Origin of the sequence: Massilia sp. Dwa41.01b, assembly GCF_014171775.1 — a bacterium.
Classification (GTDB): domain Bacteria; phylum Pseudomonadota; class Gammaproteobacteria; order Burkholderiales; family Burkholderiaceae_D; genus Telluria.
In genome coordinates this window covers 5,215,766-5,228,425 of sequence record NZ_CP050454.1, presented here as the reverse complement: position 1 = coordinate 5,228,425, position 12,660 = coordinate 5,215,766, and the positions used below count along the sequence as shown (strand labels likewise).

The following is a 12,660-nucleotide window of genomic DNA, read 5'->3' as shown; positions in this document are numbered from 1 at the left end:
GATTACCGTTCCCGCGTTGCCTCGAGCGTCGACTGCAGCGGCGCCAGGTTCGATTGCAGGAAGGCGCGCAGGGCGGCACGTGCCGCTTCCGGCTGCTCGCCGACCGGGGTGGCGATCATGAGGAGGGCGCCATCGTCGCCATGCATCATGAGCTTGGCTTTCGCCTGCCACAGCTTGCCCAGGTAGTCGTTGGCGGTGAAGCGGCCATCGACCCAGTGCCAGTGCCAGACCAGGTAGTTACCCTGCGGGCCCTTGACGCGCGTTTCGCGCAGCGCCAGCTGCCGGCCGTTGAACTCCTCGACGCGGCCTTCGGAAGCCACGTGGCGGAAGCCCTGCTTGCGCAGGTCGACCCGGTTCACGGAGCTGATCAGGCGCTTCTCGGGACCCTGGTTGCGGTAGTACAGGACGTTCAGGTCCACAGGGGCGCCGGCCGCCGTGTAGGCGCCCTTCAGGGTCGCGTCGGCCGCCATGTATTCCGGGCTCCAGGTCGGCTCGCCGGCAGGGCGCGACGCCAGGTTCGATCCGTCCAGCACTACCGGCGCCGGGTTGTGGGCGGCCTTGTCGCTCAGCGCGGCCAGCAGCGGCCACACGGCGCACACCAGCACCGATGCAATCGCCGCGGTGGCCACCGTACGGGTCGGGGCAGGGCGCACGCTCGGCGCGCCGGCGGCAGCGGCATCGGCGGCGACCGGTGCCGTGTCGGCCTCGTCTTCGCGCCAGTAGCTGCCGATCCAGAACATGATGAACATGACCAGGCCGAAGAACAGCCAGCCGTAGATCAGGTGGTCGACACCGGTGGCCAGTTCCATGCCGCTCATGTGGCCGATCATGACGATCATGTAGGCGCGCAGGCCGTTGGCGACGATCGGCACGATCACCGACAGGCCGATGAACAGGGCGCGGCGCTTGGCCGAGCGGTAGCTCAGGTAGGCATACAGGCAGCCCAGCGTGATCGAGGAAATCAGGTAGCGCACGCCGCTGCAGGCTTCCACCACCGACCAGCTGCCGGTCGGCAGTTCGAACTGGGTGCCGTTGCGCAGCACCGGAATGCCGGTGGCGCGCACCATCGCCACCGTGAAGTCGGCGGTGAAGTTGATCAAAGGGTGGACGAAGACTTCGCCGAAGGGGACCGCGAACAGCAGGAACAGCAGCGGGAAGGTCAGCGAGCCGGCCAGGCGCCGGCCCATCAGCGCGAGCGCGACGACCGGGAGCATGGCGACGAAAGCGTACTGCATCACCACCTGCACTTCGCCGGCGCGCGCCACCAGCCAGCCGGCGCCGCACAGGGCGAGCAAACCCAGGGCCGGCCACCGGGCGCGGCTGGAATGCGCGCGAACACTTCGCGCCGGCGCCACACCAGCCACAGGCTGATCGGCAGGATGGCATAGCCGTGGGCGAAGGTCTCGGAGCTGTTCCAGACCGAGACGATCGAGGCGGCGGTGCTCCAGTACAGCAGGAAGGGCGCGAGCAGGGCGGCGATGATGATGGCCGCGTTCGGGACCGACAGGCGTCCCGCGCCGGCACCGGCGATTGCCGGGTTGTCGTTCATCAGCATTCGAACCTCGTTTCGATCTGGGACAGGTGGGCCGGCCAGCTGTAACGGCGTTCGACGCTGGCGCGCGCGGCGCGGCCCATGGTGTCGTCCGGGGTACGCAGCAGCGCAATCACGGCGTCGGCGTAGGCTTCAGGGGCGTCGGCGACGAGCAGTTCGCGCCCGCTGGCGGCGTCGATGCCCGTAGGCCTGGGGCGAGGCAACGACGGGACGGGCCATCGCCATCGCTTCGAGCACCTTGTTCTGGATGCCGCGCGCGATGCGCAGGGGTGCCACCGCCACGCTGCAGTGGGCCAGGTAGGGGCGCACGTCGGGCACGGTGCCGGTCACCGCGATGGCGTCGCCCGCCAGTGCCTGCACTTCCGGTGCCGGACGCGAGCCGACGATGTAGAAGCGCGCCTGCGGCACGGCGGCGCGCACGCGCGGCAGCACCTCGGCGGCAAACCATTTGACGGCATCGATGTTCGGCCAGTAGTCCATGGCGCCGGTGAAGACCATGGCCTGTTCTCCTGCCGCGAACGGATTGTCGTAGCTGCGCTCGGGGCTGAAGTACTCGGTGTCGACGCCGTTGTTGAAGAAGCCGATCTTGGCGCGGTTTTCCGGCGCCAGGCCGCGGAACAGTTCCGCTTCCGGCTCGGACACGAACAGGGAAGCGTCGCAGATCTCGGCGACGCGGCGCTCGTAGTCGAGCAGGCTCTTCGCCTCGTGGCGGTACACCCAGCTCATCGGCCACTTTTTCTTCTCGGCGTACTGGCGCCACTTGTCGGAATCGACGTCGCAGAAATCGATCACGCGGCGCGCGGCCGGGAATTGTTCGGCGTACTGCGCCATCACCGACGAGAACATCATCACGCGCGCGATGCCGTGTTCGCGCATGGTGTGCGTCACCCACTGCTGCATGCCGGCGTCGCGGTAGTAGGCCAGCGACAGCGATTTACCCGTGGCGAGCGCGCCGGCACTGCGCAGCTTGCCCTTTTTCGGGTCGAGCCGGGCGAAATGGCTGCTCGCGCACAGGGCCTCGACGTTGGGCACGTACTGCCAGTCGGCTTCGTCGTCGACAAAGGTCGCCAGATGCACGCGATACTTGCCCGCCAGGTGCTTCAGCAGGTGGTAGGAGCGGATCTTGTCGCCCTTGTTCGGCGGGTAGGGGATGCGGTGTACCAGCAGCAGCAGGTCGGGTTTGGCGGCTTCCGCGACCGCCGCCGCCTTCTTTTGCAGCACGCCCTCGATGATCGAATTCATGGCCGTTCCAGGAAAATGCGGTCCATCCGGTCCCACGCGAAATCCTGGGCGAGGGCGGCAATGCGCCCTTCCATGCGCTCGATGTTGATGTAGTGGCGGAAGCGCGCCTTGGCACCCAGGCCTTCGGGGCGCGGCTGGCCAGGATCGACTTCCCACGGGTGGAAGTAGAACAGCGCCGGCTCGTTGTCGATCTCGTTGACGCGCTTGACCATCCAGCGCGAGAGCGCGTAGGGCAGCAGGCGGAAATAGCCGCCGCCGCCGGCCGGCAGCTTGCGACCGCCCAGCATGGCCGTGGTGATCGGGATTTCCAGCAGCCCGTCCGGGCCGTTCGGATAGAAGGCGAAACGGGGCGCGTCCGGCATGCCGTAATGGTCGTGGGCGATCGGGTAGATGCTCGAGCTGTAGCGGTAGCCGGCTTGCGTCAGCGCTTCCAATGCCCACAGGTTGCCATGGCCGATGGAAAAACTCGGGGCGCGGTAGCCGATGATCTGCTGGCCGCCGATGTCTTCCAGCAGCGCCTTGCTCGACCGGATGTCGTTGTCGAACTCCGCGCGGCTCTGGTCGGACGCGCGCAGGTGGCCGTAGCCGTGGCTGGCCAGTTCATGGCCGGCCGCGACGATGCGGCGCACCATCTGCGGATAGCGCTCGGCGATCCAGCCCAGCGTGAAGAAGGTGCCTTTCACGTCGTGGCGCTCGAACAGCGCCAGGATGCGATCGACATTGGCTTCGACGCGGCATTCGCGCGCCGGCCAGCTGTCGCGGCTGATGTAGGGAGCGAAGGCCGAGACCTGGAAGTAGTCTTCGACGTCGCAGGTCATGGCGTTGCGGATACGCTCACCCGGCTGGCGCTGCGGCCGGGCTGCGGGAGCTTGCATTTTCATTCCTGGGTATCCACGTGGTGATGCGCCGGGTTCCCCTGCGGCGGGGTGGCGACGATTTTCTTCAGGATCGACAGCACCGACACGATCGATTTCTCGAGGCGCATCATACGCTCGTCGAGCACCTCGGCGCTGGCGCGGCGCTCGGGCAGGCCGAGGCCGTCCTCGATCGATTCGATGCGCAGCGTGTCGGCGGCCGGCGTGCCGACCGGGTTCGGTGCCTGGAATTCCTCGCTGATGTCGCTGATGACGGTCTGGATGTGCCCCTCGTTGAACTCGTGCAGTTCTTCCAGGTAGCCCATCAGGAGCACGCGGTCGAGCAGGGTGTTGGTCTTGCGCGGGATGCCGCCGGTGTAGCCGAAGATGGCGGCGTGGGCGCCGTCATCGAAAGCCGGGTCGCCCTGCCAGCCGACCGTGTGCAGGCGGTGCTCGATGTAGGCGCGGGTTTCCTGCGCGTCCATCGGGCCCAGGTGGTAGCTGGCGATCACGCGCTGGCGCAACTGCTGCATGCTGGGGCTGTGCAGGGTGGCGCGGAACTCCGGCTGGCCGAGCAGGAAGGTCTGCAGCAGCGACTTGTCGTCGGTCTGGAAGTTCGACAGCATGCGCAGTTCCTCGACCGTCTTCGGGCTCAGGTTCTGGGCTTCGTCGATGACGAGCAGGGCGCGCTGGCCCTGGCGGTCGACGCTGCGCAGGAAGTGCTCGAGGCGGGTCAGCATGTCGGTCTTGCTGGCGCCTTCATAGGGCAGGCCGAAGGCCGACACCACCATGCGCAGCGTGTCGTCCGGATCCAGGTGGGTATTGACGATGTGGGCGGCGACGATCTGGTCCGACGGCAGCTTGCTGAACAGGTTGCGCACCAGCGTGGTCTTGCCGGCGCCGATTTCGCCGGTGATGACGATGAAGCCCTCACCCTGCGACAGGCCATATTCCAGGTAGGCCATGGCACGCTTGTGGCCCTTGCTGCCGAAGAAGAAATGGGGATCGGGGCGCAGCTGGAAGGGCTTGGCCGAGAGTCCGTAATAGGTTTCGTACATCGTGTTACTCCGTTAGAGCTGGACCGTGAGGGTGGCGGAGACGGCGTTTTCGGTATAGTCGTGGCGGATTTCGCTCTCGCCGACGAGGCGGCGCACTTCCAGGCTGCCGCGCACCGAGCGGCCGAAGCGGTGGGTCAGGCCCAGGCGCAACGATTGCTGGTTGCCTTCGAGGTCGGTCGTGAGCGAGCGCGTATGCGATGCCGATGCCGAGGCCTGCGCGCTCGAACGCGCGCTCAGGCGGTAGTTGTAGGAGGCGTTCACGCCAACCTGGCGCACGCTGTCGTTCAGGCTGCGCAGCTGGCTGCCGAGCAGGCCGCTGTCGGCTTCCGACGAGGACAGGGCGACGCGCTCGCTGGCATAGGCCGACAGCACGGCGGTGCTGTGGCGCCAGTTGAACGCGCTCGATGCCTGCAGCAGCTTCTGGCGCATGTAGCGGTTGCTCAGGTAGTTGATGTTGTCGGCCAGCGTAGGCGGCAGGTTGGCGTAGCGCATGTAGTTTTCCACCGCCTGGCGCCGCACCACCGGATCGGGAATCGTGGCCTGGAACATCGCATCGAGCATGGACGCGGTGTCGATCGCCGACGGCAGCGTGAACTGCTGGCGGCTGGTGGTGACGGCGTCGGAATAGCTCAGCCTCCAGACGCTGTGGCGGCTGCGATGCGAGGCGGCCAGCATGCCGGTGTTGCCGAGGTAATGGCGGCCGATCGACATCTGCAGGTTGGTGCGCGCCGACGGTGCCCAGATGAAGCCGGTCGTCCAGCTGGCGCCGGCCGTGCGTCCGCCCAGGGCCTGGTAATCGAACTTGTCGTAGCCGGCCGACCCCGTCAGCGCGAACGTCGGGCCGAGGCGGTAGTTCGCATTGAGCAGGATGTTTTGCGACGAGGTGTCGCCGAAGTTCTCGTTGTCGACAGTCTGATGCGCCGCGTGCAGGCTCCAGCCGACGTTGCGAAAGCCCGGGCCGCCGACGAGGTCGATGGCCACGCCATCGGCCGAGCTGTCGCCGAACAGGCTGCGCGAATCGGATTTCACCACGTCGTGGGTATAGCGCGCGGTGCCGGTGACCAGGTTGCCGAAGCGGTGGGTCACGTAGGGGCTGATGCGCCAGGTGCTGACGTCGGTCTGGTTTTCGCGGCTGTAGCGGTTGCCGTTGGCATCTTCGGCCAGCGGGCCGAAGGCCGAGATGCTGCGCGCGCTGCTGCTGGCGCCTGCGTCGACATAGAACAGCTCATCGACCACCTTCACGCGGCCGTTGGCGTTGTACTCGTGCTGGCTGGTGCGCACGCCCGGAACGTCGTCTTCGCTGTAGGCGTAGTAGTAGAGGCGGGCGTTGGCGGCGAAGTCCACGCGCGAGCTCTTGCCCACCACGGAAACGCCCGGTATTGCTTCGGTCACCCAGGATGCGCGCTTGTCATTGTCGGCGCGCAGGTTGACGTTGTCGCTGTAGGTTTCGCTCAGGGTGAACGTCGGGGTGACGTCCCAGGTCGCATGGGCCGGCAGCGCCACCAGCAGCGCCGCCGCCAGCGGCGCCAGGCGCAACGCGTACGGTGGCAAATGCGGCGACGGCAGCTGCGAACGCTTAGCCGTAGTGATAGTCATACGTCTCTTCGATGCCGGGGATGTCCCGGGCCTTGTTGTAGATGAGGTTCACGTTGCTGCAGCCTTCGAGTTGACGCAGCGATTCCTTGACGGCGTGCTGGGTCGTGCCCTGGGCTTCGACGACCATCACGATCTGGCCCATGTGGCTGGCCAGGACGCGCGATTCGCTCGTCAGCAGCAGCGGCGGCGAATCGAAAATGATGACGCGGTCAGGATAGCGGTGCGCGATCTCGGTGACCAGGCTCGTCATCGTCGAACTGGCCAGCAGTTCGGTCGCGCGCGGCGTGCTAGTGCCGGCCGGGAGGATGCTCAAGGTGTCGACGTTCGTGCGCAGCATCACGTCCGACAGGTCGAGCTTGTCGTCGAGCAGGATGTCCATCAGGCCGCGCTGGGCCGGCAGGCCGAGCGTGCGCAGCACCGAAGGACGGGCGACGTCGGCGTCGACCAGCAGCACGGTGTGGTCGAGTTCCATCGCAATGCTCATGGCCAGGTTGATGGCGCAATAGGTCTTGCCTTCGCCCGGCAGCGAGCTGGTAAGCATGATCAGGTTGTTCGGGCGGCCTGGGGCCGAGGCTTCGCTGAAGGCGCGCTTGAGCAGCGGGCGCTTGATCACGCGGAAGTCCTCGAGCAGGTTGGTGCGTCCGCCGGCGGCGGTCACCATGCCGGCGTCGCGCATGCGCGCCAGGTCGAGGTCGACCTTGCGGGCGCTCGTTTTGCGCCAGGGCGATGGCCGCCGCTACGGGCCTGCACGGGTGGCACTGGCGCTGCTGCGGCCCGTGCAGGGGCTGGTGCGTGCGCCGGCGCTGCCGTGGCGGCAGCGGCGAGGGCGGCCGCTTCGGCCGGCGTCGGTTCGAAGGTTTCGATTGCCGGTGCAGCGTGTGCGGAGGCCGGGGCCGCGTGCGGTTCCAGGACGATGGCCTGGTCGTCGTGTTCGACGACCGGGGCTGGCGCTGGTGCGCGGGTGTGGTCAATGCGGCTGGCCGCTTTTTCGATAATGCTCACATTCGCTCCTAACGTTCTTCCTTACAGGCCCGGACGGGCCATCATGGTCGCCAAGCCGGCGCCGTACACGCCGAACAGCAGCAGCAGGGTGGCAGCCAGGCCGTACAGGCGCTTCTTGCGCTGCGCCTTCTGGCCATCGGTCCAGTGCATGTTGATGGTGCCCAGGATCGGCACGCCGGTCACTTCACGCAGCGCGGTCTGGCTGAGGAAGGTCGGGCGGAACTGGCTCATCAGGAATGCACCGGCCAGGCCGGCGATCAGCGCCACGATGAAGGCGGCGCTGAACAGCACCGGGCGGTTCGGACCGGTCGGCACCAGCGGTGCCATTGGCGGCTCGATCACACGGAAGGTCAGCATGTCGGTGGCCGACGAGAGGTCGCCCGACAGCTTGGCCTGTTCGCGGCGCTCGACCAGCTTCTGGTAGTTCTCGCGGTTGATCGCGTAATCGCGGTTCAGCTGGGCCAGCTGGGCTTCGACTTCCGGCGCGGTGGTGCTCTGGGTGCGCAGGGTGGCGACGCGCTGCTGGTACTCGGCCACGCGGGCACGCAGGCTGGCGACGCGCGATTCGGCGTCCGACAGCGATACGTTCAGCTGCTGCATCATCGGGCTGGCGGCGGCGCCCGGGTCGGGACGGCCCTTCTTCGCTTCTTCCCGCTTGCGCGCCTGCAGCTGGTCGAGCAGGCGGCGGGTGGCAATGATGTCCGGGTGCTACTCGGTGTACTGCAGGCGCAGCGTGTCGAGGTTCTTCTGGGCGGTCGCGATGCGGCTTTCCAGTTCCGGATCGGCCATGACGGTGCCGCCGGCGGTGCTGCCGCCGGTCATGCGGCGGCGGATGGCGTTGCGCGACTGCTCGGCTTCGGCCAGTTCCAGCTTGGCCTGGCTGAGGGCGTCGTTGGCAGCGTTGACGCGGCTGCCGAAGTCGGCGCCTTCACGCGGCAGCAGGCCCATGTTCTTGATCTTGAATTCCTTCAGCTTGTCCTCGGCGGCGGCCAGCTTTTCCTCGTAGCTGCGGATCTGGTCGTCGATGAACTGGACAGCCTTGTCCGATTCCTGCTTCTTGCCGCCGAAGCTGCCCTCGACGAAGATCGTCAGCAGCGACTGCACCACGTCCTTGCCCAGCTTCGGGTCGGTGGCCTTGTAGCTGATCGTGTAGATGTCGTCGCGTTCGGTGCCGGCGATGGTGATCTTCGAGATCAGGTTGTCGATCATCTTTTCCTTCTCGTCGGCGTCCTTTGCCTTGACGTCGAGATCGGTCATGCGCATGACGCGCTCGACGTTCGGACGGCTGATCAGGGTCTGGCGCATGAACTGCACCTGCTGATCGAGGTTCGGCAACGAGGTCATCCCCGACAGCAGCGGTTTCAGGATGCTCTGGGTATCGACGTAGACCCGCGCGGTGGTCTCGTACTGGTTCGGCAGCTTGAGCACGATTGCCCAGCCAATCAGCGCCACCAGCCAGGTGATGGTCACTGCATGCCAACGGTATTTACCGATGGCCTTAAGGAAATTCAGGATAAGGGCTGTTATTTCTGCCATCTCGTCAGTCTCGCCATGAAGGCCCGGCCAGGAGCCGGACTGTAACAATCAACAAAGAACACGCATCATCGCTTGTTGTTTGTGCAATTGCAATTGCGTGCCAGAAAATTGAGCAAGTAAGGCGACAAAATGGCACCGCTTACAACACAAGTTCCTAGCTGCAATGCATAAAAATCCCCAAGGCATCTACTTGAAGCACTATTGTTATCAACAAGCAAACTACCGCAGAGCCTAAATGTTGCACTACGTCAAGGCAGATGCGCGGGCCAATCTTCCACTTCCAGACCCGGCCGCAGCCTTTGCTCAACATCAAACCCTTGTATTGTAATGTCTAAATTACAAAAGGGCTGCACGATTGATTCCTATCCGAAATAATGAATGCGCTCCGGACGCGCCCGTTAGCGCCTGTCTGCCGGAGCCCGCATGCCTGCTGGCGTTGCGCCTGTTGCAGTCTCCGGCGTCGGGGTGTTTCGTCCCCTCGCAGGCTTGCGGACTTGCGAAAGTGCCGAGGTCTTCTGAAGCAATGCGGTACAAGGAGGGCGATGCAGTCGAGCTTCTGATAGATAGGGTCTGCCAGCGCGTTGCCGCTTGCTGTTTACTGCGGCTTGGCTGATCGGGCACTGTCCACCAGGCAGGCCGACCGTGTTGTTCGCTCGCCGGTGCCCGTTGATGACAGGGAGGGGAACTGTTGCCAGCGGAGTAAAAAATAACAATATTTCAATCGTGCACGCCTTTTTGGCATGCATGATTAAGATACAATACGTCGGTTTGATGGCTAAAACACAATTTTACATTTGCAACAACAACAGTCTGGGCCGCGCGCTCGCTGCTTGTCTGAAGGGGAATGACGTGAGCAAGATCATGACGAATTTGACCAAACTGGCCCTGGCTACTGCCTGCGCCCTGACCCTGTCGGGCTGCGCGTGGTTCAACAAGCCGGCGGCGGCACCATCGGCCGCAGCCCTGGCGGGCGCCGCGCCTGCCGATTACCTGATCGGCCCGGGCGATGCCGTCAATATCATCGTCTGGCGCAATCCCGAGGTATCGATGTCGGTGCCGGTGCGTCCGGACGGCAAGATCACCACGCCGCTGGTCGAAGACCTGCCTGCCGCCGGCAAGACCTCGACCGAGCTGGCACGCGACATCGAGAAGGCGCTGGCCAAGTTCATCCAGCAACCGGTCGTCACCGTCGTCGTCACTGGTTTCGTCGGTAACTACGGCGAGCAGATCCGCGTGATCGGCCAGGCCGCCAAGCCGCAGGCGCTGGCCTACCGCCGCGACATGTCGCTGATGGATGTCCTGATCGCGGTCGGCGGCGTCACCGAATTCGCTTCCGGCAACAAGGCGAGCATCATCCGCAACGTCGGCGGCAAGCAGGAAAAACTCAACGTACGCCTTGACGACCTGATCAAGGAAGGCGATATTTCGGCGAACATGCCGATGCGCCCGGGTGATATTCTGGTGATTCCGGAAAGCTTCTTCTGATAGAACCCTGTCGGGTTTTCTTACAACGGCGCCGGGTGGCGCCGTCGTCGTTTGGGCGTACCAGACTGTCTACGGGGCTAAGTGATTGATTTTTTGTTGCAATTGATCAATTGATGAGTAATATAGGCTAACTGGTACGAGGTTTGCTTAAGCAGTGGAAAGACCTGTGCCCGCTTGGGTATGGCCTACTTTCGAGGACTCAGGAACGCATTATGGAAGATCAACATAAAACTGCAGAGATGTCGCCTGCTCCGCAGGCAGTTGGCGAACTGCCGGCCCTTGATCCAAAAGGGGCGGCGCGCCGTCGCTTTACCCGCGCTGGGCTCGGTGCAGGCGGCGTCATCCTGACACTGCACAGCCAGCCAGGCATGGCGGCCGGTAGCCTGGCCACCTGCGCTTCGCCGTCCGGCTTCATGTCGATCAAGACCGCCAGCCACAACCCGGCCAATTCCTGCAGCAATAATCGTTCGCACGGCTACTGGAAAACCCATTCCAGCGCGTGGAAATCGCGTACCGGCACCAGCCCGACCACGCGCTTCGCCGACGTGCTGGCTGCGCGCGGCAGCTATTCCGGCCTGAAGAACTTCACGCTGCTGGAAATCCTCGAGCAACCGAACCCGGTCAAGGCCATCGACCGCAACAACGTGGCCATGCAAATCGTCACGGCGCTGCTCAATGCCCGTTCCTCGGCCATGTCCGGGATCCCGAGCGTGCTGGCAGAAGACAAAGTGGTGGCGATCTGGGACGAATTCAGCCTGAAGGGCTCGTACCGTCCGACCGGCAGCGCCACCCCATGGACCGGCGCACAGCTGGCCGCTTACCTCGAAACCACCTTCCGCTAGGCCCTCGTGGCGCGTTGCTGGTACGCATGAGAAGTGATCCGACCTGGCGCCTGGCCCCCGGCCAGCGCCTGATGCACCGCTGCCACGACGGCGAATGCGTGCTCTTCAACGACCTTTCCGGCGACACCCACCTGCTGGCCGAACCGGCCCTCGCGCTGTTGCAGGCGCTGCGCGACGCGCCGCAGTCCGCCGCCGCGCTTGCCGCTGCCGATCCGGCATCCCTTCCGGAGCTGGAAGAGGTGCTGGCCGACCTGGCGGCGCTCTACCTGATCGACGCACTGCCTTGCTGAGCACCGGCCTGCCCACCGTCGCCACGCTCGGCCGCCGCGAACTGGCCGCGCGCCTGCGCGGCCCCGGCCTGCGGCTGCAGACCGGCCCCTTCGTCACCTGCGTGCGCAGTGCGCTTCCCTCCCTGGCCGATACCCTGGCCAGCATGTATGCCGACTACCCGGTGCGCGACGGCGACAGCTTTGCCGATTTCGACGTGCGCCTGTCCGGCTCGCAGGGCCTGCGGCGCCTGGTGCGGCCCCAGGTCCACTTCCATTACGAGGGCATGGCGCCCTTCCAGCCGCTGCCGCTGGCGCAGGCCTTCCCGATGTTCGAATGGGCAATGAACTGGTGCGTCTCGAGCCAGGCCCATTCCTGGCTCGTCATCCACGCCGCCGTCGTCGAAAGGAGGGGGCGGCGGCGATCCTGCCGGCGCCGCCCGGTTCCGGCAAGAGCACGCTGTGTGCCGCCCGGTCGCGCGCGGCTGGCGCCTGCTGTCGGACGAACTGACGCTCGTCCGCCTGGACGACGGCCGCATCGACCCCTTGCCGCGCCCGGTCAGCCTGAAGAACGGCTCGATCGACGTGATCCGTGCCTGGCGCCGGCGGCCGAATTGACGGTGCCCGTGCGCGATACGGTGAAGGGTACGGTTGCGCACATGTGCGCCAGGCACGAGCGTCGCACGCGCGCTCGAGCCGGCGGCACCGGCCTGGATCGTGTTCCCGAAGTGGGAGCGCGATGCCCCGGCCGAACTGGTGCCGGTAGCGCAGGCACGCGCCCACCTGCGTCTGGCCGAGAACGCCTTCAACTACAGCCTGCTCGGCGGGGCCGGTTTCGAGACGGTGGCGCGCCTGATCGAGGCCACCCGCACTGTTGATTTCCGCTATGGCGCGCTCGACGACGCCATGGACGTGTTCGAACGCCTGCTGGCGCAGCGCCGATGAGGCCGCTCCCTTTGCTGGTCGAGGTGCTGCGCACCCCCGCGCGCATGGCTGCGCTGGACGGGCCGGGATGGGAGCTGCTGCTGCGCCAGGCGCGCGCCGCCGGCATGGGGGCCACCTTGTGCCTGCTGGCCGAGGAACATGGCATGGCCGACGCGCTGCCGCCGCTGGCCTGGCGCCGCCTGTGCTGGGACCGCACTGCCGGGAACGCCATGCGCGCGCGGTGCGCTTCGAACTCGGCCAGGTGCGGCGAGCGCTGGCCGGTACCCGCTTGCCCCTGATCAT

The 12,660-nt window shown here is 65.7% G+C and carries 16 protein-coding genes and 1 pseudogene; 6 read left to right on the top strand and 11 right to left on the bottom strand.

All coding sequences use genetic code 11. The features are described 5' to 3' along the window. Nucleotides 1-2: 2 nt before the first annotated feature. From G4G28_RS27250 to G4G28_RS27235, 10 genes and pseudogenes are all read right to left on the bottom strand, one after another. Nucleotides 3-740, bottom strand: a complete 738-nt coding sequence (locus tag G4G28_RS27250) for an exosortase C-terminal domain/associated protein EpsI (RefSeq protein ID WP_229508123.1) — start codon at nt 738-740, stop codon at nt 3-5. A 30-nt stretch (nt 741-770) separates the two neighbouring features. Continuing rightward, nucleotides 771-1,549: pseudogene (gene xrtA / locus G4G28_RS27245) on the bottom strand (exosortase A); the annotation flags it as partial. A gap of 135 nt (nt 1,550-1,684) precedes the next feature. Then, nucleotides 1,685-2,794 (bottom strand): TIGR03087 family PEP-CTERM/XrtA system glycosyltransferase, encoded by a 1,110-nt coding sequence (locus G4G28_RS24085; RefSeq protein ID WP_229507804.1) that lies wholly within the window; start codon nt 2,792-2,794, stop codon nt 1,685-1,687. After that, entirely contained in the window at nt 2,791-3,675 is an 885-nt protein-coding gene (locus G4G28_RS24080; RefSeq protein WP_182990260.1) for an XrtA system polysaccharide deacetylase, read from the bottom strand. The genes G4G28_RS24085 and G4G28_RS24080 overlap by 4 nt, the downstream gene beginning before the upstream one ends. Then, nucleotides 3,672-4,706: an XrtA/PEP-CTERM system-associated ATPase gene (locus tag G4G28_RS24075; protein WP_182990259.1), complete on the bottom strand. Its 1,035-nt coding sequence runs from the start codon at nt 4,704-4,706 to the stop codon at nt 3,672-3,674. The genes G4G28_RS24080 and G4G28_RS24075 overlap by 4 nt, the downstream gene beginning before the upstream one ends. A 12-nt stretch (nt 4,707-4,718) precedes the next feature. Next, nucleotides 4,719-6,302 carry a TIGR03016 family PEP-CTERM system-associated outer membrane protein gene (locus G4G28_RS24070; RefSeq protein ID WP_183107897.1) on the bottom strand — a complete coding sequence of 528 codons (1,584 nt, stop codon included), beginning with the start codon at nt 6,300-6,302 and terminating at the stop codon, nt 4,719-4,721. Continuing rightward, nucleotides 6,283-6,978, bottom strand: coding sequence for an XrtA-associated tyrosine autokinase (locus tag G4G28_RS24065; RefSeq protein WP_183107896.1), 696 nt, complete (start codon nt 6,976-6,978; stop codon nt 6,283-6,285). The genes G4G28_RS24070 and G4G28_RS24065 overlap by 20 nt, the downstream gene beginning before the upstream one ends. Continuing rightward, a complete protein-coding gene (locus G4G28_RS24060; RefSeq protein ID WP_183107895.1) occupies nt 6,957-7,304 on the bottom strand; it encodes a hypothetical protein in 348 nt (115 codons plus the stop codon). Before G4G28_RS24060 ends, G4G28_RS24065 begins: the two co-directional genes overlap by 22 nt. Before the next feature lie 21 nt (nt 7,305-7,325). After that, a complete protein-coding gene (locus G4G28_RS27240; protein ID WP_229507803.1) occupies nt 7,326-7,907 on the bottom strand; it encodes a hypothetical protein in 582 nt (193 codons plus the stop codon). Nucleotides 7,908-8,012: 105 nt separating this feature from the next. Then, complete coding sequence (locus G4G28_RS27235; protein WP_229507802.1) at nt 8,013-8,774, bottom strand: XrtA system polysaccharide chain length determinant; 762 nt, start codon at nt 8,772-8,774, stop codon at nt 8,013-8,015. A gap of 927 nt (nt 8,775-9,701) precedes the next feature. Here G4G28_RS27235 and G4G28_RS24050 point away from each other — a divergent pair. From G4G28_RS24050 to G4G28_RS24040, 3 genes are all read left to right on the top strand, one after another. Next, the gene (locus G4G28_RS24050; RefSeq protein ID WP_182991662.1) at nt 9,702-10,325 is read left to right on the top strand and encodes an XrtA/PEP-CTERM system exopolysaccharide export protein; all 624 of its coding nucleotides are present in this window, start codon (nt 9,702-9,704) and stop codon (nt 10,323-10,325) included. 212 nt (nt 10,326-10,537) lie between these two features. Then, a complete protein-coding gene (locus G4G28_RS24045) occupies nt 10,538-11,167 on the top strand; it encodes a hypothetical protein (RefSeq protein ID WP_183107894.1) in 630 nt (209 codons plus the stop codon). 26 nt (nt 11,168-11,193) lie between these two features. After that, the gene (locus G4G28_RS24040; protein ID WP_182990254.1) at nt 11,194-11,457 is read left to right on the top strand and encodes an HPr-rel-A system PqqD family peptide chaperone; all 264 of its coding nucleotides are present in this window, start codon (nt 11,194-11,196) and stop codon (nt 11,455-11,457) included. On the opposite strand, the gene G4G28_RS27230 is transcribed toward G4G28_RS24040, so the two are convergent. After that, nucleotides 11,430-11,711, bottom strand: a complete 282-nt coding sequence (locus G4G28_RS27230; protein ID WP_229507801.1) for a hypothetical protein — start codon at nt 11,709-11,711, stop codon at nt 11,430-11,432. The two genes, G4G28_RS24040 and G4G28_RS27230, sit on opposite strands and share 28 nt — an antisense overlap. 184 nt (nt 11,712-11,895) lie before the next feature. On the opposite strand from G4G28_RS27230, the gene G4G28_RS27225 reads away from it, so the two are divergent. The 3 genes from G4G28_RS27225 to G4G28_RS27215 are packed head-to-tail and all read left to right on the top strand — an operon-like array spanning nt 11,896 to nt 12,656. Beyond that, nucleotides 11,896-12,051, top strand: coding sequence for a hypothetical protein (locus G4G28_RS27225; RefSeq protein WP_229507800.1), 156 nt, complete (start codon nt 11,896-11,898; stop codon nt 12,049-12,051). Between the two features lie 33 nt (nt 12,052-12,084). Then, the gene (locus G4G28_RS27220; RefSeq protein ID WP_229507799.1) at nt 12,085-12,378 is read left to right on the top strand and encodes a hypothetical protein; all 294 of its coding nucleotides are present in this window, start codon (nt 12,085-12,087) and stop codon (nt 12,376-12,378) included. Further along, entirely contained in the window at nt 12,375-12,656 is a 282-nt protein-coding gene (locus tag G4G28_RS27215) for a hypothetical protein (RefSeq protein WP_229507798.1), read from the top strand. The genes G4G28_RS27220 and G4G28_RS27215 overlap by 4 nt, the downstream gene beginning before the upstream one ends. Nucleotides 12,657-12,660 lie beyond the last annotated feature (4 nt).